The sequence below is a fragment of the Pasteuria ramosa genome, assembly GCF_056496785.1.
The window spans coordinates 934908-957571 of sequence record NZ_CP143099.1; the positions used below are offsets into that span (position 1 = coordinate 934908).

15 protein-coding genes are annotated in these 22664 nt (G+C 28.1%); 12 read left to right on the forward strand and 3 right to left on the reverse strand.

The window, feature by feature from the left end; genetic code table 11:
• Positions 1–1200: 1200 nt before the first annotated feature.
• The 7 genes from ftsY (at position 1201) to lepB (ending at position 7477) form a co-directional block, all read left to right on the forward strand.
• Entirely contained in the window at positions 1201–2193 is a 993-nt protein-coding gene (gene ftsY, locus VS182_RS04155; protein WP_479492332.1) for a signal recognition particle-docking protein FtsY, read from the forward strand.
• A 1155-nt stretch (positions 2194–3348) separates the two neighbouring features.
• Complete coding sequence (gene ffh / locus VS182_RS04160; RefSeq protein WP_479488941.1) at positions 3349–4722, forward strand: signal recognition particle protein; 1374 nt, start codon at positions 3349–3351, stop codon at positions 4720–4722.
• Between the two features lie 3 nt (positions 4723–4725).
• A complete protein-coding gene (gene rpsP / locus VS182_RS04165) occupies positions 4726–4986 on the forward strand; it encodes a 30S ribosomal protein S16 (protein WP_479485146.1) in 261 nt (86 codons plus the stop codon).
• Between the two features lie 30 nt (positions 4987–5016).
• A complete protein-coding gene (rimM, locus tag VS182_RS04170) occupies positions 5017–5544 on the forward strand; it encodes a ribosome maturation factor RimM (protein WP_479483933.1) in 528 nt (175 codons plus the stop codon).
• Positions 5541–6290: a tRNA (guanosine(37)-N1)-methyltransferase TrmD gene (gene trmD / locus VS182_RS04175; RefSeq protein ID WP_479488942.1), complete on the forward strand. Its 750-nt coding sequence runs from the start codon at positions 5541–5543 to the stop codon at positions 6288–6290. The genes rimM and trmD overlap by 4 nt, the downstream gene beginning before the upstream one ends.
• Entirely contained in the window at positions 6291–6674 is a 384-nt protein-coding gene (gene rplS / locus VS182_RS04180) for a 50S ribosomal protein L19 (protein WP_479483935.1), read from the forward strand.
• Between the two features lie 128 nt (positions 6675–6802).
• Complete coding sequence (lepB, locus tag VS182_RS04185; RefSeq protein WP_479492333.1) at positions 6803–7477, forward strand: signal peptidase I; 675 nt, start codon at positions 6803–6805, stop codon at positions 7475–7477.
• A gap of 782 nt (positions 7478–8259) precedes the next feature.
• On the opposite strand, the gene VS182_RS04190 is transcribed toward lepB, so the two are convergent.
• The gene (locus VS182_RS04190) at positions 8260–9030 is read right to left on the reverse strand and encodes a hypothetical protein (RefSeq protein WP_479483937.1); all 771 of its coding nucleotides are present in this window, start codon (positions 9028–9030) and stop codon (positions 8260–8262) included.
• A 347-nt stretch (positions 9031–9377) separates the two neighbouring features.
• Complete coding sequence (locus tag VS182_RS04195) at positions 9378–9530, reverse strand: hypothetical protein (protein WP_479492334.1); 153 nt, start codon at positions 9528–9530, stop codon at positions 9378–9380.
• Positions 9531–11139: 1609 nt separating this feature from the next.
• Between VS182_RS04195 and ylqF the strand changes: the two genes are divergently transcribed.
• The 5 genes from ylqF (at position 11140) to VS182_RS04220 (ending at position 21457) form a co-directional block, all read left to right on the forward strand.
• Positions 11140–12012 carry a ribosome biogenesis GTPase YlqF gene (gene ylqF, locus VS182_RS04200; RefSeq protein ID WP_479483938.1) on the forward strand — a complete coding sequence of 291 codons (873 nt, stop codon included), beginning with the start codon at positions 11140–11142 and terminating at the stop codon, positions 12010–12012.
• Positions 11999–12652: a ribonuclease HII gene (locus tag VS182_RS04205; RefSeq protein WP_479483939.1), complete on the forward strand. Its 654-nt coding sequence runs from the start codon at positions 11999–12001 to the stop codon at positions 12650–12652. The genes ylqF and VS182_RS04205 overlap by 14 nt, the downstream gene beginning before the upstream one ends.
• A 1640-nt stretch (positions 12653–14292) precedes the next feature.
• Positions 14293–15387 (forward strand): hypothetical protein, encoded by a 1095-nt coding sequence (locus tag VS182_RS04210; protein WP_479488943.1) that lies wholly within the window; start codon positions 14293–14295, stop codon positions 15385–15387.
• A 1610-nt stretch (positions 15388–16997) separates the two neighbouring features.
• The gene (locus tag VS182_RS04215; RefSeq protein ID WP_479492335.1) at positions 16998–19562 is read left to right on the forward strand and encodes a hypothetical protein; all 2565 of its coding nucleotides are present in this window, start codon (positions 16998–17000) and stop codon (positions 19560–19562) included.
• A 488-nt stretch (positions 19563–20050) separates the two neighbouring features.
• Positions 20051–21457: a hypothetical protein gene (locus VS182_RS04220; protein WP_479483942.1), complete on the forward strand. Its 1407-nt coding sequence runs from the start codon at positions 20051–20053 to the stop codon at positions 21455–21457.
• A gap of 672 nt (positions 21458–22129) precedes the next feature.
• Here the strand turns inward: VS182_RS04220 and VS182_RS04225 are convergent.
• Positions 22130–22378 (reverse strand): DUF2129 domain-containing protein, encoded by a 249-nt coding sequence (locus VS182_RS04225; RefSeq protein ID WP_479483943.1) that lies wholly within the window; start codon positions 22376–22378, stop codon positions 22130–22132.
• Between the last annotated feature and the right edge of the window lie 286 nt (positions 22379–22664).

Genomic DNA, 22664 nt, shown 5'->3' on the forward strand with positions numbered 1-22664 from the left:
TGGCTAATATTATATCCTTTGCTCATATTTTACACAAGCATGCGATTATTGCTCCAAAATAATTAGATAATCATAATAAGAATTCTTTTCATTTTATTCGTAATACTGAAATAAATAGACAAGCTATAAACAAATTGTTTTCATCATTTGCGAATAAGGGTATTTTTGGATTTAATTTTGACAAACAAGCTATTACTTGACTTGTCCAGAAATATTAATATATCCAATTCGTAATGGTGTAATTTAAACACAAAAATAGGCATTATAATAGCTTTTTGTGCATTAAATTAGGTTCTTAAGCACTTTTATTGGACAAGCTCACTGAATAAGATGTTGTTGTGGATTCCGAGGTGTTTGATAGTTATGTGCATAATATTAATATTTGTAGGTAATTATTAGAAGATATTTCAGCTTATCACAATAGTATTAACCAAAATGATGAAACCAAAACATCGCGCTTATTATTTGCTATTATGAAAAAATTAAATTATATCCGAATAAACCTATTATAAAAAATAGGATAAAAGATTGATTAGATTAAAATGAGTCAACATGTTTTTCAAAGATTTATAGTTATAAGGGATGTAATTATCATAATGAAAAAAATAATTACCATGATTCTAATAAAAAAAGATTAAAATTCGAAGCCTTAAGTTTATAATAAATTAGATAATAGTGATATGAATTTTAACAATTTTTCTACTTTTATTAATATTTTTTGATATAAATTTTATTTCTGGACTTTCCTGGAAATATTAATATAACCGATTAGGCATAATGTACTTTAAACACAAAAATAACCATTACCATCGCTTTTAGTGAATTCGATTAGGTTCTTAAACGCTATTTACAAGTGTTTTTGGAGAAACTCTTCGATTTTTTGGGTTTTTATTCATAAATTGATCAACTAATTAATTTCTTATTATTGAATTTTAGGATTAAATTAATAAATAATGTTAAGGTAAGGATATTTGGGGATTTTCATGATAATTACCCTTTTTATTGAACTGAAATTAATTTAATTATAAATATAATAATGCTTAGTTTTTTTACCTATATGCTCTTTTTTATAGTAATCAATGATATAATTTGTTGCAAATTGTTGCCGAGTTTTTTGTTTTTATATTTTAATGTTATATTTAAGTTGTTAATTTAAACTAATTGGATTTATATATTCATTTTAATAAATGGGGGATATTTTTGCATTTTTTTAAACAATTACAAGATAAAATTAAAAATTTTCAACAATCAACGGTAGATAAATTTAGGACACGTTTATCCGGTACGCGTGAGTGGTTTATGTCATCTTTTGATGATATTTTATCTCATAATAAGATTGATGATGATTTATATGAACAACTTGAAATGATGTTACTTACTGCGGATGTAGGTATTAATATGACGCAAAAGCTGTTGGATGATTTAAAAAATAGCCTTTCCAAAGATAGTGAAGTTGATCAGATACCCCTTTTATTAGCTGAAATAGTGCGTAAAAGACTTATTACGTACATACCTTCTGAGAAAGTTTTACCTTCACCCCTTATTTATTTATTTGTAGGAGTTAATGGTGTTGGTAAAACGACTACGATTGGTAAGATGGCGCATCTTTTCAAGTCTGAAGGTAAGAAAGTTATTTTAGCTGCAGGAGATACGTTTCGCGCAGGTGCTGTAGATCAACTTATAGTTTGGGGTGATCGAGTAGGCGTTGCAGTTATTTCACAAACAACAACTACTGATCCTTCTGCAGTGATTTATGATAGTGTGAAAGCAGCTAAAGCTCGCAAAGCGGATATTTTACTTTGTGATACTGCAGGACGTTTGCAGACTAAAGTCAATCTTATGCAAGAATTAGTTAAAATAAAACGTACTGTACAGCAGATTATACCAGAAGCACCACATGAGATTTTATTGGTTTTAGATGCTACTACTGGTCAGAATGCTTTGCAACAAGCTTTGCAATTTTCAAAAGCTGTTGATATTACAGGGATTGTATTGACTAAATTGGATGGTACAGCTAAAGGTGGCATTGTGCTTTCGATCCAAGAAGCTTTAAAAGTACCTATTTGGTTTATTGGTCTTGGTGAAAAAGCAGATGATTTAATACCTTTTGATGCTGATTTATTTGTGCATGCCTTGTTTAATTTAGAAGAAGATTTGGATAATAAAAAAATAACTTCCTCGAATCAAGATTAGGCCTAGAGTTTATTTGATATAGCTTTAGACTTGTTCCGTAGAGTGATTTCGCCATTTATGATAGAAAATTTAAAAGATCATTTATTTTTTAGAATTGATAAATAAGGTACAAAAATTTAATACTTTTTTGTACCTTATTTTTGTATTTTAGTATATCTTATATAATAAAAATATAGGTATTTATATATATATGAAATTATGAAGATTGAAGAAATTGGTCTTTGCAGGATAAAATATATTTGGTCGTTACTATATTTTTACATTATATTTCATTAATGTAGGATATTATCTTAATATAAAAAAACATTGTTATAAACCTAATTAAATGAACTACAAGCTATGATAATGGCTATTTTTATTTTTAAAGTATAATCTTATAAATTATTTATTAGACTATTTCGTAAATTATCTTTAATTTTATAATATGCGTCTATTTTTTGATCTAAAAGGGTATTTAAAAATATCATCTCTAAATTACATTTATATATTTAATTGTATAATGTTAATTATACAATTAAATATCATTTATATTAAAGTTTTGTCTTGATCAGGACGATATGGTTGTTTCTTTTTTATAGAAAGGACTTGTCCAGAAATATTAATATAACCGATTAGTAATTTTATAATTTAAACACAAAAATAGCCATTACCATAGCTTTTTGTGTATTAAATTAGGTTCTTAAACACTATTTAACATGGGTTATTGGACAAGCTCAAAGAAACAACCATTTTTATGTACATGGCTAGAGCATTTGACACAAGTAGGATTTGAAATTGTTATTATTTAAAATAATCATCGCGAACGCGTTGGTAATTTTTTTCGTTCATTATCTATTCCGTATGTTTATAAAGCTTATAAGTCTTTGTGTTTTTATTTTATTAAATCATTGTAAATATTTAATATTAATGCTTAATAGATCTGTTATTATTAATTATTTGGATAATTAAGCTGGATTTTTATGAAATGATCGTGAAAATAAATTTGCTGATATGTTTTTTTCAGCTTTCGCTTGCTTGACGCTAACTTATGGAATGCTTTATAGTTACAAGAGGTGTTTGGTCACGTTTGTATTTTAAAAAGCAATGTTATTAATTTTCATGTTTTTTATTTACTGTATGTATTAATGTGTGGGTACAAAGTAGGGGGAACGCCCTATGTTTTCCAAGTTGTCAGACAGGTTACAAGGTGTTGTGCGGAATCTTCGCAGCAAAGGTAAAATAGATCCTGTTGATGTTAAAGAAGCTATGCGTCAGGTAAGGATGTCTCTTCTAGAGGCTGATGTGCATTTTTCGATTGTTAAGGAATTTGTCGAACGTGTTACAGAGCGTGCTGTTGGTCAAGATGTTTTTAAAGGGTTAAATCCTGGTCAACAGGTTATAAAAATTGTGCACGATGAGTTAATTACCCTAATGGGTGGAGAAGCAACGCCGTTGGTTAATACCAGTAAGCTACGTGTTATTGTGCTGGTTGGGCTCCAGGGTTCTGGTAAGACGACGACGGTAAGTAAATTAGGTTTCCATCTTAAGAAGCTTTCACGACGTACTTTGTTGGTTGCGGCTGATATTCATCGGCCTGCTGCTGTGCAACAGTTAGCTTCTCTAGCAAAAGGGTTAGCATTAGAATGTGTTACGCCTCTAGAAAAGGAAAGTGCACCTTCTGTTGTTAAAAGAGGTTATGATCAGGCTATTGAACAAGGTTTTGAGGATTTTATTATCGATACAGCAGGTAGGTTGCATATTGATCAAGATATGATGGACGAGTTGCAACAGATTTTAGCTGTTGCTAAACCCACTGAGATATTGTTGGTTGTTGATGCTATGACAGGTCAGGATGCAGTACGTGTAGCGAAAGAATTTCATCAACAACTTTCTTTGACAGGTATTGTTTTAACAAAATTAGATGGCGATGCTCGTGGTGGAGCTGTTTTATCTGTTCGTAATGTAACCGGTTGTCCTGTAAAGTTTGTAGGTATGGGTGAGAAAGTCGATGCCTTAGAGCCATTTTTTCCTGATCGGATGGCTTCTCGCATTTTAGGTATGGGTGATGTGATGACTTTAATCGAAAAGGCTCAAGCTACCGTAGATGAAGATGAGATGCGGATGATGGAGTCTCGATTAAAGAGTGATAATTTTACCCTAGAGGATTTGGTTGTACAGATTGAGCGTATTAAGAAGATGGGCCCGATGGAAAATATTTTAGCTATGTTACCTGGTGCGAATAAGTTTATGAAATCTATTCCTAATGTTTCTGGTGGAGATCATCAATTAAATCGCATCAAAGCAATTATTTATTCGATGACTAAACAAGAACGTCATCATCCTGATATTATAAATGCTAGTCGTAGAAGGCGTATTGCTCAAGGTAGTGGTACATCTGTATCGGAGATTAATCGATTGCTTAAAATGTTTGTTGAAATTCGTAAAATATTTCGCGGTATGGGTAAAGAGATGCTAGGTGGTCGTGATAAAATGAGTCGTTTTTCTTTTGGTTCGATGTTTAAAGGAAAAAGCGGTCGTAAAAGGAGGTAATTTATTTTGGTAAGAATTCGTTTGCGTAGAATGGGAGATAAGAAAAGTCCTTTCTACAGAATTGTTATTGCTGATATACGTAGTCCCCGTGATGGGCGTTTTATTGAAGAGGTTGGTTATTATGATCCTCTTAAGGAGCCATCTGCTGTTAAAGTTAAGGCTGAACGTATTAAATTGTGGCTTGATCGTGGGGCTAAACCATCAGATACTGTTGCGGGTATTTTGCGTAGAGAAGGTTTGATGGAAAAAGTAAAAAAAGCCTAGGTTATCTTTTAAGTAGAACGGAATTTTTTAATGAAGACATTAACTGTAGGATATATCACTAAGCCTAAAGGTTTGGATGGTAAGGTCAGAGTTTTTACAATTACTGATAGACCTGATTTGCGTTTCCAATTTGGAAAATTGCTTTTTTTAGATGTCCGGGAACATAAAAATGATCATGAATATCTTGAATTGATCATTAATTATGTCAGGCCACATAAATCGCTTTTTATCCTTGGTTTTGATAGTTGGACACATATCGACGATGCGCAACCTTTTTTAGGTTGCCGTCTTGTTGTGTCTCCTGATCAAGATAAGGAAATGTTGGCAAGCGATGAATATTATCATATGGATATTATCGGCTGCCGTATTAAGACGATTTTAGGACAAGATATTGGTTATGTTCACAAGATCCTTTCTTTACCTGCGCATGATGTTTGGGTTATCCGAGAATCTGATGGTAAAGAATGGATGTTACCTTATAACGATGTTTTTGTTAAGCGTATTGATATAGCTAAAAAACTGATCTATATTGATTTGTTGAAAGGATTACGTGAATGATTTCGTTTGATGTTATTACACTATTTGAAGAATCATTTACTGGTTTTTTAACAAGTAGCATTATTAAAAGGGCACAAATTAAGCAACAAATTCATTTGAAATTTACTAATCCTCGTCGTTTTACAAGCGATAAACATCAAATGGTGGATGATACACCTTATGGTGGTGGGGGAGGGATGGTATTAAAGCCCGAACCTATTTTTGCGGCTATAGAAGATGTGGTACAAAATAGACCATGGCCTGTGATCATGTTTTCTCCGCAAGGTAAACTTTTAACGCAAAAAAAAGTACGCTCGCTTGCTCTTTATGAAAATATTGTTTTATTATGTGGTCATTATGAAGGATTTGATGAACGTATTCGTTCTGTTGTTACACACGAATTGTCTATAGGTGATTATGTGTTAACGAATGGTACATTGCCAGCCATGGTCCTTATCGATGCTGTTAGTCGATGTATACCAGGTGTCTTGGGTGCTCAAAATGCTGTGGATGAAGATTCTTTTGGTGATTGGGGTTTATTAGAATATCCCCAATATACTAAACCATTGATATTTCAACAGCAGGAGGTTCCGTCTGTATTATTATCTGGACATCATCAAGAAATAGCTCTTTGGCGTCGTCGACAAGCTTTAAAAAGGACATTAGCTCGAAGACCTGATCTCCTCCGTAATGCTTCATTGACTTCTGAAGATTATCAATTTTTAGTATCTTTATCACAAGATGAAATAAAAAAGGAGATTTTATAGATGCAGGAGACGATTAGACAGTTTACTCAGTCGCAAATGAAAGAAAATTTACCACCACTACGTCCTGGGGATACATTACGTGTACACGTTAAAGTTAAGGAAGGTCAACGTGAAAGAGTCCAAATTTTTGAAGGTGTGCTTTTGCAGAAAAGGGGTTCTGGTATAAGTACAACTTTTACTGTTCGTAAAACATCAGGCGGCATTGGTGTTGAAAGAATTTTCCAATTACATTCTCCTAAAATTGCTGATATTGAGGTTGTGCGTCGTGGTCAAGTACGTCGTGCTAAATTATTTTATCTGCGTAAATTACAAGGGAAAGCTGCGCGTATTAAGGCGGTTAGTGTTTCTAGAATACAGTCGCAAGAAAATAAAAAGCGCTCATAAGCGCTTATGATTAGCTATGGTTTATTGTATTTGCTTTTTAATATCAAAAAAAAGGGGTTTATTCCCTTTTTTTTTGATATTAAATACTTTTTTGTTTTTAGAATAATATCGATTATATGTGTATTTATATGAAGAAAAGAAAATATTTTTCAAAAACACATAGTAATGATATAAATGTTTTTTTTATAACTCGTCGACAGAGAATTAAAGAGCAGAGATCTCTTAAGAAGAAATCTTTTCGATTTCTTCTCTTTTTATTATTAATATTAATATTGCTTTTATTCATATTTGTTATATTGCGTGCCTTTGTCCTAGATTATTTTACAGTCTTTGGTAATTCAATGCGTGAAACTTTCCATACCGGGAATCGTGTTATTGTTTACAAACTAGCCTATGAATCAAAAAAACCATCAAGAGGGGATATTATTGTTTTTCGATCCGAAAAAATTGATAACAAGCGTACAAAATTAGTTAAACGCGTGATAGCTATAGCAGGAGATACGATTACTTCATCAAACGGAAAAGTTTTTATCAACGGGAGTCCTTTACGAGAAAAATATCTTTGTCAACAAATTTTAACTGATAATTTATCACCGACATTGGTACCTGAGGGATATATTTATGTGATGGGAGATAATCGTTTTAACAGTGAGGATAGCCGTGATATAGGGTCTATTAATATTAAAGATATCCATGGTCTAGTAGTTATGGTTGTATGGCCTTTTGATGAGTTGCGCATTTTAGAGGATAGTCAGGATGCTCAACAAAAGCCATGTTCCAAAGACATTTGGAATGATAAATAAACATATCTATATATGGATATGTTTAACATCACTTTATTCTTTATTAGTCTATATAAAGGCAAATATAGCAATTATTAATGAAGTATATTTAATGAACAAAACGATGGATAAACAATAAATAGTCCTAATCTAGTTTTAAAATTTCCATATTAGCTAGATTAGGATTATTTGTGACAGATAAATTAACCACTGCTTTATCTGTTTGAAAATTTAAATTATCAATACATCGTACTGATTGCAAAGTTATTTTTTTGCTGGATTCATAATGATTTATTCTTCATCACCAAAATGAGTACCGTCAGGGTTTTGGGCATTATTAAAGATAAAACTACCCTATTTCAGTTGTATTTTCATCTTTTATAAGTTGGTATGATGCGATCTTAAACGCATTTTTGGAATTGCTAACTATACATTTGTCGATAGATTAAACACCTGGACTTAAAGTAACAGTATCTGGTGCTGTTAATGAAATTCCTAGGCCATACGTTTTTTAAAAGAATTTAATGTTATAGGTTGATTAATAGCAACTCTAATCGGCTCTGTTGCTACAAAACCATAATAACCAGCTCGTGAAATAACTGATGTTTGACCTGTATCTTCTGTTGACTCTGTATATCCTGTATCTTCTTTTTTACCTTTATGACTTTTTGTTTCAGGTAAACTAAGACCTGGTTTGCAAGTATAATCTGTGATAATTAAACCTTTTTGGATTCCATCGGACTCAAATTTGCAATTATTATTGACGAACCTCTAGGTATTATATTGCTTGTTTTACTATATGGTCATATTGTATTTATTTGGTAAACTGTTACATTTGCTAAAGTAGGTTTATATGGTAAAACTCCGTTGATAACATCTGATGGCACAGTAAATATTAAATCAGATAACCTTGGTACAATATTTATTGTCGTTGGTGAACTCACGCTTATTTGAATTTGATTTGTTATGCGTAAGTAACTATTATTTGGCTGAGGTTGTGAGTTTGCATAGATAAAACTACTGTTAAATGATTGGCCATTTAACAGTATATCAACAGCGGTTGTGTTGTTAGCATTATTCGATTTGCTAACTATTGAATAGTCTATCATATAATTACCTGGAGCAACCAATATAGAGTTATCTGTTATTAAACTTATTTTATCACCGATAGTATTTTGAAAAGAATTTAAAGGTATAGGGGTGTTAACAGGTAAGGTGGTTGTATTCGTTGCTATATAACCGAAGGAACCAGCTGCTAATTTGTCATAAGGCCCAGTAGGACCAGTTGGGCCAGTAGCACCTGTTGGACCATTAGGTCCTATATTACCGGTTGGACCAGTAAATGAAGGTCCAGTATCACCAATAGTTGTCGCACCAGTTGGTCCAATTGGTCCAGTATCTCCAGTAGGACCAGTAAAACCTGTTTCTCCTATAAAGTCTGCACCAGTAGGACCGGTAGGACCAGTATGACCTCTATTTTTACAGCAGCAGTAACGATGCTTTATGTATCTTTCGATGCACTCTTGGCATTTAGTTTTTCTTCGATGATGGCATGGGTGTTCTGGTATATACATTTAACTTTGACACCTCATAAAAACATAAAGCTTGCTTAATATAAAGTTCATGTTTTTAAATATTTTATTTCTTTATTCTTTGATCTTTTTTCCCTTTATTGTTTTATCTTTTTCAACATAACGTGAAAAGTTAGCTTAAAGGAACATATATATTTTAAACAAATTATTAAGAAGCATATGTTTCGCTTTTTCTATATCATACATAGAATATATTTTTTTATTTTCCTTAATTATCATAATCTTTAAATTAACCTATTTTACGAATTTATATATAATCATTAATTGGGATATAATGAAGTTATATTTTTATTATCTATGCTAATTTTTGTATATTTAAAATAAGTCCTTTACGCAAATGTCGATGCTGTATCATGAGCACGTAATTTTTCTGGTGGGGTTGTATATGGAGACGAGTTAAAGTAACTATAAAAGGTCCCGCCAGAAAGAGGATTGTTATTTAACAAAATTTTTACAAGTGAAAGATTTAAATCATTTATCATGGGTTTAGTGGAATTTATATATCTGAGCTAAAACCACCAACTTTATAAGACGTTTTTGATAAGTTTAATTTTTGTATGATCAGAATATATTGTAATATTTGGTGTTGATTTGTTATGTATAAAATTATTCCGAGATAAATAAAATATACGATTACTCTTTTTTGATTCGTCAATAATAGTTACCATAATATATTTGTGAATTATAAAGATTAATAGTATAAAAGGTCCCGTTTACTACTGTTTTACCCTTATATTCATTAGTTCCTTGATTTATTGTTGACCATTAATTACATTTATCGGTATTTTGCCTAGGGTTCCTTGAGTACCTGCATTCCTGATTGATACCAAGATCCTTTTCTTCTTAGTATCGACAGTAGTAAATTATTTAAGCTCAAAGCCTAATTTCTCGGATATTGCTGCTTCTTTAGTTGATATATCTTTTAAATTGTATTATGTATAGGATTTATTTAAAAAATATTTTTATAATTAACAGGGTGTATTATAAAAAAGCTAAAAATTAAAAATAATTATCAATTTAATATTAGTTTAATATTGTTAGTTAAACATAAATAATAAGTTGAAACTGAATTTAAAGGAAATCTAAATCAATATTTATATAGGTGATTAATGCTTAATTTATCTACATTACTATATTGATGATTTAACGATCTGGGAATGGATGCGAAACCATTTTTGTATTTTGAATTAAATTTTATGTTTTTTAGCCTGTAAAAGTTAAAAATTCTAAAATAATGGTCTCAAATGGTTTGGTTTATAATTGTTCACTTATTTGTATTAACTGATTTTAAAAGCTTTTTTTATGCAGGGCCTGAACAAAGAAACTAATATAGACTATTAGTACAGATGGTTGGTATTTTTTTATTTTGAAAATTTTATAAAAAACTAGAAATCAAAAAATAGTACTGTTTATATATTAAAAAATGAGTTTGTCCAATAAACCATGTTAAATAGTTTTTAAGAACCTAATTTAATGCACAAAAAGCTATTATAATGGCTATTTTTGTGTTTAAATTACACCATTACTAATTTTCTATATTAATATTTCTAGACAAGTCCAATATATAAACACTATTTTTTTATTTTTATATATATATATATATTATTAAAAATAATACAAGGACAATTCTTTTATTTTTTTATATTTTAAAACTATTCATAGAATTTAAACATCGACATAGTATCGACATAGTGATGAACATAGTTTTTCATGCATTAGATTAGGTTTGTAAACGCTCTTGACACCGGTTTTTGGACAAGTGTTTGCATTTGTCAAATATTTAAATAGACTTTTTCATTTGATTTTGTGGCTATAATGGAGTTTTTTATTAGATAATTTTATTATATTATATTGTATATTATTTTTCCTTTTACCATTCCTTTTCGCTTCGCCTTAATATATATTAGTGGTAGTTGCAATTATATAAAATGCTTACCTTATCCATAAGTTAAAAAAATATATATTTAAATATTTTTTTATTAATTATTCTGGACTTTTACCTATCTATGTTTTGGGTGTTTATATTAATAAATGACTATATTATAATTTTATTTTATATAATTAATGAAATATTTTATTAAAAAGGTGGGCTTGAAGATTCGGAAAATTCAATGGTTTCCTGGGCATATGAACAAAGCTTGTAAACAAATCAAACAAAATCTTAGGCAAGTAGATTTAGTTTGGGAGCTTATGGATGCCCGCTTACCTCAAGCAAGTCGTAATCCGCTTATTGAAGCTATGTGTCATCAAAAACCCCGTTTATTAATCATGACAAAAAAAGATTTGGCTTATCCTGATATTACAACGCAATGGTTAAAAAAAATGCCTTTTTCTATTGCTTTAGCTAAAAATGACAAAAAAGGGTTAAGTTTTGCTATTAAATTAAGCAAAAAAATTGTTGAAGAGAAGAAAAAAAAATATACTTTTGATGTTCATCGGCGGATAAAAATCATGGTTGTTGGCATACCTAATGTTGGTAAATCATCTTTAATAAATTATTTTTCACAAAAATCAGGTGCTCCCACAGGAAAATTGCCTGGTGTTACAAAAGCTACACAATGGTTACGTGTTGATGATAATTTTCTATTAATGGATACCCCGGGTATACTTTGGCCATCTTTTGCGAAACCCGCTATAGGTAAAATATTAGCTGCTTCAGGTGCTATTCGTGATACTGTTTTTTCTCAAGAAGAAGTTGCTCGCTTCTTATTGCGATGCTGCTGTACAGAGCAATATTTCCCGCTTTTAAAGAAAAGATATGATTTTTTAGATCTCCAACGGCAACAAGATTGGTTAACTCAGATAGGTGCTAAAAGGGGATGTATAGCTCAAAAGGGTATTATTGATCTCCATAAAGCTGCTACGCATGTTATTAATGATTTTCGTGCTGGTAAATTAGGCGGTATTACTTTACAAAAACCTACAGCATCTAAAGAGGAAATATTAACTGATGATCCTCATTAATCATAGAGATACCTTATTATCCTCTTACAAATGTCACCATGAACTAGCCTGGTTAGCATGTGGTTATCAAAATATTGTAGGTATTGATGAAGTGGGTAGAGGTTCTTGGGCTGGACCAATTGTTGCTGCTGCTGTAGTTTTGGCTGATTTTCGTGGGTTAGAATTACTCTCTGATTCTAAAAAACTCACACCTCATAAGAGGCAAGATATTTTAACAAAAATCAAAGCTCAATCGATGGATATAGGTATATGTTCTGTTTCTTCTGAAACGATAGACAGCATGGGTATTTTAAAGGCTACACAACAAGCGATGCGTGGTTCATTAGCAAAGTTGAAATGCAAGGTAGAAGTTATTCTAGTAGATGGCTCATATTTACCAGATGTTCCTTTTATGCAGACATCCATGATCAAAGGCGATTGTCGAAGTGTATCTATTGCAGCAGCTTCTATTGTGGCTAAAGTATACAGGGATCAACTAATGGAAGAATTGGCAATAAAATTTCCATTGTATGATTTTGAGAATAATAAAGGTTATGGAACAAGAAAACATCGACAGAGCCTTCATGAGTATGGACCATCTGAATATCATCGATTTAGCTTTGAACCGTTAAAAAGTATTTTTAAGATAAACAACAATTAATATTCTTTAATTATGAAAAATATAAATTATTACTAAAAATCAGACAATATGATTATATTTCCAAAGTTTGTAACATCTTATATTTTAAGGTGTTACAAACAAAAATCTATTTTGTTTGTAACACCTATATTATGATATAACTATTTTTTAAAAATACATATATTGGTCTATAAACCACAATGCACAGTTTAGGAAATGTTGATATATACAATTAACAGATATGCTTTGTATCTGTATCTGTATCTGTATCTGTATCTGTATCTGTATCTGTATCTGTATCTGTATCTATTTTTATAAAAACCTCAAAATTAAAAAAATGATTTTGTTTATATGTTGGACTTGTCCAGAAATATTAATATAGCCGATTAATAATGGTGTAATTTAAACACCAAAATAGCTATTACCATAGCTTTTTGTGCATTAAATTAAGTTCTTAAACACTATTTAACATGGGTTATTGGACAAGCTCGTTAAAAAATATATAAAAAATAAGACAAAGAAAAATAATTTTATTTGTTATGATACGGCTTGTTTAAAATTACAATATATTTTATTTTTTATATTTTAACACTATTTATGGAATTTAAACATAAAAATAGGCATTATCATAGCTTTTATAGTATCTTTGATTAGGTTATTCAACTTTATGTAAAGATTTTTTTCGACAAGATATATAAGGATTAATTATTAGATTTTTATTTATTTATAAAATTAAAATAGAATCATTAGTTTAGATTTAGGGTTACTTAATTTATGTTTAATTTATGTTTAATTTATATATTAGTCCTTCCGTCTTATGGTTTTTTATTTGATTTTATATCAATTTTCCAAAGCTATTAATAGATATAAATATATTTAATTAAAAAATATTATTAATTTTATAATTATCTTATTTAAATTTATATGCCAAGGTGAATTATCATAAATTTTTATGTTTATTAATTTATTTATCAAATGATAATAATAGGGTACCATAGTCTATATTATATTTTTACAACAAGTCTATCGAAATAAATTGAAAAATTAAAAAAAAATAAGATAAATTATGCATTTTATTTAGCTAGATAAAAAAGATATGATTTTAGTTTTTTATATTTAAATATATGCATTAGAGATAAATTAAGGTAGATTAAGTTTAAGAATTAGCTTATATTTTTTTATACTTTAATATTATAAATAAATTTTAAACATAGAAATTGCCCAATAACAAATTTAAATATAATTTAATAACCTAATTGAATTAACTAGAAGCTATTATAATGGCTATTTTTTTGTTCAAATTATATCATCACTAAGTGGCTATATTAATATTTTCCATGCAAGTTCAAAATTTTAAAAATAACAATCATCTGTAACTAATCGTCTATGTTAGCCTTTTTGATGATTACATTTAATTTCACATTTCGTTGACTTTAGTTAAATATATTTTTTATAATGATATTGTCTATAATATGACATATTTTTGATTTTTATCATTTAGTCAGTTTTAAAGATTTTTTACTATTAATTCTATATTATAGATTATTTATTTTTATATTATTTAAATTAATTATCAAGTGATATTATTTATTAAATATCGTATGATCATGAATGTCGTCTTTTATAAAATATAATTATTTACCATAAAAGGAGTATAAGATATGGATTTAAAAAAGAATAAAAAGCTATATTTATCTTTTTTTCTTTCCTTTTTTGCCATATTTTCTATGTCGCCTGTTGTTGATGCAGGAATATTAGATAATATTCGTAAAATTGCCGCAAATATTTTTCGCAATATTAAGAAAAATAATTCTGACCGTTCTATATACGCAATTCTTAATATTACTGATAGCTTAGCAAGCGATCGTATTTCAGATCTTTCTGGACGTACATTATCGATGCGAGGTTTAGCTGGTATTATAAATTCGAAATTAGATAGTAGTGCCGATTTTTTAGTAGGTAGCCTTAATTCAGAATCTTCGATTTTAATTGATAATTCATCTTTAGATAGTCATTTAGAGTCTGAAAAATCTATTACATTTAATGTTGTAGGTGATAGTGAAGGCATTACCTTAAATGATCCTATTATAGATGTTAATATATATTTAGAAGCCAGCAGAGGTAATAATCAAAGATTAGCAGAAGAGGTATTGGTAGAACTTAATCCTGATGATTTTAGATTGAGATCTAAAATTGAGAAAGTAAGGGCAGATGATCCTGAATTACAAGCCGCGATAGATAGATTGAATGTGTATAATCAGCTTCTAGTTAATGCATCTACCACTTATGATATGGAAATTATTAAGCTTAGTATTGAGAGAGATGAATACTTTGTTCAAATGAAATTTTCTGAATGGGATTTTAAAAATATCATAGATGATATTAATAATGCTTATAGTTTATACATGGAACAATTAAAGGTCGATCATTTTCGTAGTGTCGAATACGAAGTTAGATGGAAAGAACTAGAGTTTAAGAAAGTGGAGTTTTTAATTCAGTTTAATCAACATAAATTATCTTATCATCAAAAAGATATGCAATTACTTAGCAAAAAAATGTGTCATAATTCAAATCAAGAGTTTTTTGATCAGACTAAATCGATTGAATTACAATCAGTGAAAGCACAACTAGAGTCCTGGCAGAGTAGATTAGTTGATCTTAATCAGGAATTGAATTATGCTAAAGAGCTTTTAGCTGATACGAGGATTGGATTATCTAACCCTACAGATGTTATAAGTTTAGTATGGAATAATTAGAGGGCTTGTTTCTGGATTTCTTAATAGATTCACTTTATATAATTATTATATTCAACAAAAACATACCATTAAAACAAGCATAAAAACCCATTTTAGTGGTTGTTTATGCTTGTTTTTGATTTATTATATTAATATCTAAAAATAATCACAGGTATTCATAATTAAGAGCATTTTTATAAGTTATAGAGCTTGGACAAAAAACTGTTATAAAGATAGTTTAAGAATATAATAGCATTCACTAAAAGCCGTTATAATAACTATTTTTTTGTTTGAATCAAATCAATATTTTTAAAATATAAAAAATAAAATACATTGTAATTTTAATCCAAACAAATTATAAAGAAATAAAAGAATTTGCTTTAATTTATCTTTATTTATAAGGGGCATATTAGAATTTTAAAGATAATAAAATTAAATTAATTATCTGATTTTTTAAGTTTTTGCTCTTAGATGATTGACAAGTCGCGATTATAAATATCAATTATAATATTGAGTTGTTTTGTAATCTCCATTTATTATATATAGGACTGGTTCAGCAATATCAATATAGACGATTAGTAATGGTTTAATTTAAACACAAAAATAGCCATTATTATAGCTTTTTATGCGTTAAATTAGATTTTTAAAAACTATTTAACATTTGGTTATTGGACAAGCTCATAATAATAAAGATTTTTAAACAAAACTATAACCTGTCCTACAGGTATTCTGATTCGCAGAAAGTTTATATTGAACTTGACCGGAAATATTAATATAGCTTATTAGTAATAATTTAATTTAAACACAAAAATAGTCATTAGCATCAATTTTAGTGCATTCGATTAGGTTCTGAAACTTTATGGATATCGTTTTGCAGACAAGTATATCTAAGTAGCTGAGTTTGCTCTTTTTATCTTTGTAATTGAATTAAAATGATACTTATGTATACCTTGACATCCAGAAGCACTTATTAAATCTATGAATTATGTGAGATTAATTATAATAAAAATTCATAATAACTGTAATAATGAATATATTTTTAAAATTAAATAAAATTTGAACTATTATTTAAAAATACCGCTACTAGCCTTTAGTAACTTTTTTAATTGGACAACATAATAATTTGAGACTTGTGACTAAACTTTTTGGTCTAAAGAAAGATCATCAGCAGAAATATTTATAGAATTGCTCAAAAAATCAATCTTATTTATAATATATATCGCAATAAATTTAAAAATTAAGATAATTTATATTTATTATAATATAGTATTAATATAAAAAAACAAAAAATTTATTTAATATATTTTTTGTAAATATTTATGTTATTTACTATAGATAAAATGAAATATATAATTATGATGGTTTTAATTATAATATTTTTTTAAAACTCATTTTTCAACTAAAATTTTATTTTAATTTATTTTATTGTTTTTTAATTAAATCAAAATAAATATTTCTATTTTTAATATTCAAACCTTTATTTTTTTATATTAATTATTATTAAATGAACATATTTTATTTCAAATTAATATATTTGATCAAGTTGCTTAGTTACGATTCGCCAAAAAATAACAAAGGATTTATATATTAAACTTATGAAAAAAAAATCAAAAAAACGATACATAGCTTTGATGTTCGGTGCTTTTATGGTTACAGCTAGTGATTCAAATCATGCGGGAGCTGTTATTGGAAAATATGGCAGAATTATTAGTTCAAGTCGCCAATCTTTATTAAGTTCATCATCTACGAGTAGCCATAGTGCAAGTACCCCATCTTTGTTAAGTTCATCATCGACGAGTAATCTTGCTGCAAGTACCCCATCTTTGTTAAGTTCATCATCTACGAGTAGTCTTGGTTCAAGTACCCGAAATTTACCAGTCAGATCACCGTTGATTAGCCGTAGTGTAAGCACCTCTAATTTTTTAAGTTCATCTAATGGTGGAGGTAGTAGAAGTTCATCCTCAATTCCTTCTCTTATTAGTGAGACTAGTGGTACAACATCAGTAGCTAATGCTATTGATAGATTTTTAAGGGGTTCTGAATTAGGAGCAGGCGTTTTGGAGGCTACTGATAATGCTGTACAAACATTAGATTTAAATGATCTTATGAATCAAGAGATTATACCACTTACTGATCTTCCTCTTACAGAAGATGCAAGTACAGTTGATTTTGCTTTTAGGGATGCTGATGGGTTTGATGAATTATCAACTAGTTTGCAGGATAATATCCGATTAAGAGTATTTGATAACGAAGATTTAATGAGAATGCCTTCGGAGATCAGACCTTTAGAGGGTGACCCTAATATAACAGATGTTTCTACATTAGCTGCTGTGGAAGCTTTTGATGAGATAAATAATCCCATTAGATTTAGATCTCATATGAATCATAAATTAAGATCACAAGATCAAGATCTGAATGACGCTGTAGATAGACTTGCTGCTCTTAAAGATAATGGTAGTTTTCCTGTTAATTATCGTACTAGCCTGAGTATAAGTAAAGATGAAAATTTTATTAGCATGAAAACAAATGAACTTTATATAGATCAGATGATTGAGGATTATGATTATTATAACTCTAATTATCAAGATCTTTTAAATGAATATAATACATATTATGAAGATTATATTCAGAAATCCCATATTAGACAAAATAATTTAGGATCTTCTGAAGCACAATTACAGCACAAAGAGTCTGAATCAGCATATTATAAAAAGATGTTTGAAATTAATCAAGCTGGGGTAACTACACTGGAAATGCAAATAAAACTTAAGGGATTAGAGTTTGCTTTTTCTAAAGATAAATTACAATGGCTTAAAGATCAAGTTTCTTTATCTAGATTAAATTTAATAAGTGAAGGCTTAACGTCATTTGGATTGATTGAACATAATTTAGATGATTTGACGGCTATTAATAGTTATCTAGATGATCTTAAGATATTTGAAGATAATATAAGATCAATGGAGCTTGCAATGCCGGATATTGATATTAGTCGAAAAATTGATTTTTTACCCGATATAGCATGGATTAAAGATCAATTGTATGATATGAAGGTTATAATCACTTATTTAGATAATCACGAAGCTGTTATTAGCCAGATAAAAGATAATTTAGATGTGATTAATAAAGATTTAACTTTTTTTAATAATCTACAATTAGAGTCAAATATTAATCTAGCTGAAGAGAGACTTAAATTGGCTCGTGAAACAAAAATTAAGGCAATTGATATCGTAACTACTAATCAGTCTCAATTAGATATATATAGATATAAGTCAGATATGTATGATTCAAAGGCCTTATTAGCAGGTGTTGAGATTGAGATATTAGAGAAAGATCTTCAGGCTTTAGATTCTGCTAATACTCATAATTTAGGTTCTTCTAATACAGATTGGGAATATCTTGGTATTAGATATAATTTACAAATAAATAAATTAAAAAGCGAGAAATTTATTTATTTGTTTAAATCTTTACAAAATAGGATCAATCTTTATAATATGGAAATCAAATTAGGCAATTTGACCCCTGATGAAGTAATTATTTATAACGATGAATTAAAGATTTTTAAAAATAAGTTGAAACAAGTTCAACAAGAATTATATTCATTTCATGAGCGGCAGCGCCAATTTGCTGGTAAATTAGTGGAATTATCTACATCGAAAGTTCAGCTTAAGAAAGATGCTAACATAGCAGTTTTTTCACAAGCTTCTGCTAATTCATGGGATATGCGTTTGGGATTAGCTAAAGCTTATGTTGATTTAGCAGAGGATAAGATTGAATTAGCTGATGTTGAAGTTTCATTACATAAGATATTTAAAAATAACATATTAAAGCAGGGAGAAGAAGTTAATTTTTGGCAATCCAGAGTTATCCTAAGTGAAAAAAAATTGGCTTCGTTGGCAGCGCGTGTTGAATTAGCAGAAGCTAATCGGGTATTAGTACAAATTAAATCTGAGATACAAAACAATACTAATTTAGTTTTTAAGAATAGAGATATGGGAGAATTAGAAAGAGCTAAATTTTTATTTGCCAAAGCACGAGTAAGATTATTTGAAAACAAATACCAGCTGGCTAAATTAACCAAAGAAAATATTTTGCAAGTTTCCGATGATTTACTTAATGCCAAACACGAGTTAGTAGCTGCGGAAAACGTTATTTCAGACCTGGATAAATGGAAAGAAACTTATTTTGTAAATCACTAATTTAATTTTTTGATATTTGCCTTTGGGATGGAATTTTATTATATTATTGATGCAATATGTTTTTTTAAAGTAGATAATTTATTATTAAATAAATTTCAAAATACAAAGATTTATATATCTTTGTATTTTTCATATTTGATTAATTATTGGATTTTATCATGCTAAATGATTTTATCAAGCTTATCAATATTTGTCCTGTAAAAAACCTTATATATATTATTTATTTGCATATAATTTTTGGATAAAAATTTATATTTATTGCTATTTATAATATGATATATATAATTGTATCGATATAAATTATCGCATTTTTTCTCAAAAAAAAATTTTATCCAAAGGATAAATTGCCAGAACAGCAAGTATATTTACATTGAAAACAGCAAGTATATTTACATTGAAAACAGCAAGTATATTTACATTGAAAACAGCAAGTATATCTATCTTTCTATTTATTCTTAAATTAATACGAATAGGTGTGATTGATTTTTATGATGAAAAAAAGCACAAAAAGATTATTTTTAATTTTAAATATTTTTACATCCATTTATATTGGAGAACATAGCGGTCTTTTTCATCCTAAGACTAGTGAAGCAAAACAGCTCGCTGATCCACCTAGTTCGATACGTAATATGTTGTCTCAGATTTCAGCAGATAAAGAGGAATTGAGGAATAAAAAGTTAGCGTGTGAACGTCTTGGACGTTCTAATTATATATCACAAAAAAATTGGGAACTCTACAAAGATGCGGTTAAGGGAAAAAATACAGAAGCACCAGCTGTTGACAAAATATTAGCGTCTATTTTTTATTCGCAATACCTGGATTATTCCTTTAAATTTAAGACTTGTATGTTAGAATTAGTTGAACAAGCTGATAAGTCAGATATTTTGATAACTTATTGGCATAAATTGATGGATAATCATAAGGATAAAGATAGTACATTTTCTTCAATAAAAGAGAAGTACCACAAAGCATATATGGATATTTATAAAGTAGTTAAACCATATATGTTGATAATAACAGATAGATTGAATAGATATTATCATGATTTTCTAAAAAATATAGATCATAAATTGCTTTCTCTTACAGATTCGATTGCTTTTAAAGATTTATTATCTAATGTAACAGATAAGACTGATTTAGAACTTTTTAACAATTTTTTACAATTGCAAAAAAATAATGAATTTAAATTATTAGATTATGACATTAAAAAAATCCCGGATTTAGTACAAATATTAAATATATTTGAACAAATATATTTAGATTTAATCAATGATTCATTTCAGGAGCCTGCTTTTGCTTGGAAAAAATATAGTGAAGATATACATCGTTTCTCTAATCTAGTTGAATATATATATATTTATATTTACGGTGTAACATCTGATGTTTTTAAAAGGATAAAAAATATTTCGGAAGAATATGATCAGTTATCTGAACAAGTATATGAATTAGATGAAGACTTAAAAGCAGCAGAAGAAAAAGATATATATATGTCTATAATAAAAGATTATTTAGAATATCTAAGCGATACAATGGTTATTAAAATAAAAAAAGATCTTTATACAGATAAACAGACTATTTTAGAGGATAAAAAATCGAAGATAGATCGTATGAAAGAGCTTGAAAAAAATATGAATGATTTACTCCAATTGAGGGGTGTAGCTAAAAAGCATCTTGCTAATTTAGGGTTACATTTTTTTTCTAGTGATAATAATTATTTAAAAGATTTACCTACTATCGATAGAGTCAAACAAAATAATAAACAATCTAATATTATCAAAAGAGATACTAAAAATGCTATTAGAAAATATCAATCTAAAGAGATTTCCCGCGATATTAGCGAAAAGAAGATATTGGCTTCAAATTTAAGAAATTTAAATTTTATCCAAAAAAATTAATTCAATGATTCTGAATGCACAAATATATTTTATTGTATTAAAATTTACATATGAGACTAAAATATAAATTTATAAAGTAAGATTAACTTTTAATTAAGAAATTGCCCAGAGGATAATTGACAATGATTTTTGTTTTTCTAGGATATATTTTTATGGGTTTTGATCAAAATTCATAAAATTCGTTTTTATTGCTAAATTATTGCGATAAAAACAATTGATATAGCAGCCTATATAGATATATTTATACCATTAGATTGTAATTAAAAATATATTTTAGCCTGCTCTGGATTTTGTATATCGCTCTTTATTTTTAATGTATACATAAGTTTTGTATTTATTAAGAATAAATTATTATATAAAAATTACTTTTTATCTTAAATCACAAAAATATCTTTTATGGATTAGAATTCATAAATAAATATTATATTTTTATAATTCGGAGTTTTTTATAAAATGTTCAAAATTACAATAAACAAAAATTATTTGAACTGATTTTTTAAGCTAGTGTTTTCGATCGAGTCTATGTAATAAGAAATGAATAAATAAACAAGGTGCATATTTTTATAAATAATGTACCTTGATATAAATATGATATGTAATTTTTTGATTTAATAAACATATAAAGATATTTTATATATTTTGTATGTTTTGTATAATTCATATATTTGATTTTTATTTCAATGTTTTTAATTGGCCAGAAGATGAAAAGGAAAACTTATGCAAACAAGATAATTCCACTTTATTTACATTTGAGAAACTATGCAAACGCTTCATAATAAAATCTAAATCTTCCGAAGTAACATATAGAAAAACATATTTGAATCTTTTGGATACATAATAAACTTTTCCGATTTTATACAGAAATTTCATATCATTGATATCTATTAACCAAACAACTAAGCCTGTTCTTCTAATTAACATTTTAAATGTTCAGCAACAAAATGCCGAACTACACCTCCAAAATGTTATTTTTAAATAAAAAATAACATATCATAAAAATAATTTCTGCTTATATATCTATTTAAAATAAACCATAATCCTAAATAATATTTTTATCATTATTTTAAGATATAATATTCGATTTTAAAAGTATGAATTTAAGATAGTAAATATAATTGAATAACTAAATTTTTGTGGATAAGAGTCAACTTATCAATAACATCTTAACGTATTTTGGCATTTATACAAGCAAAAAAATCGCATATAA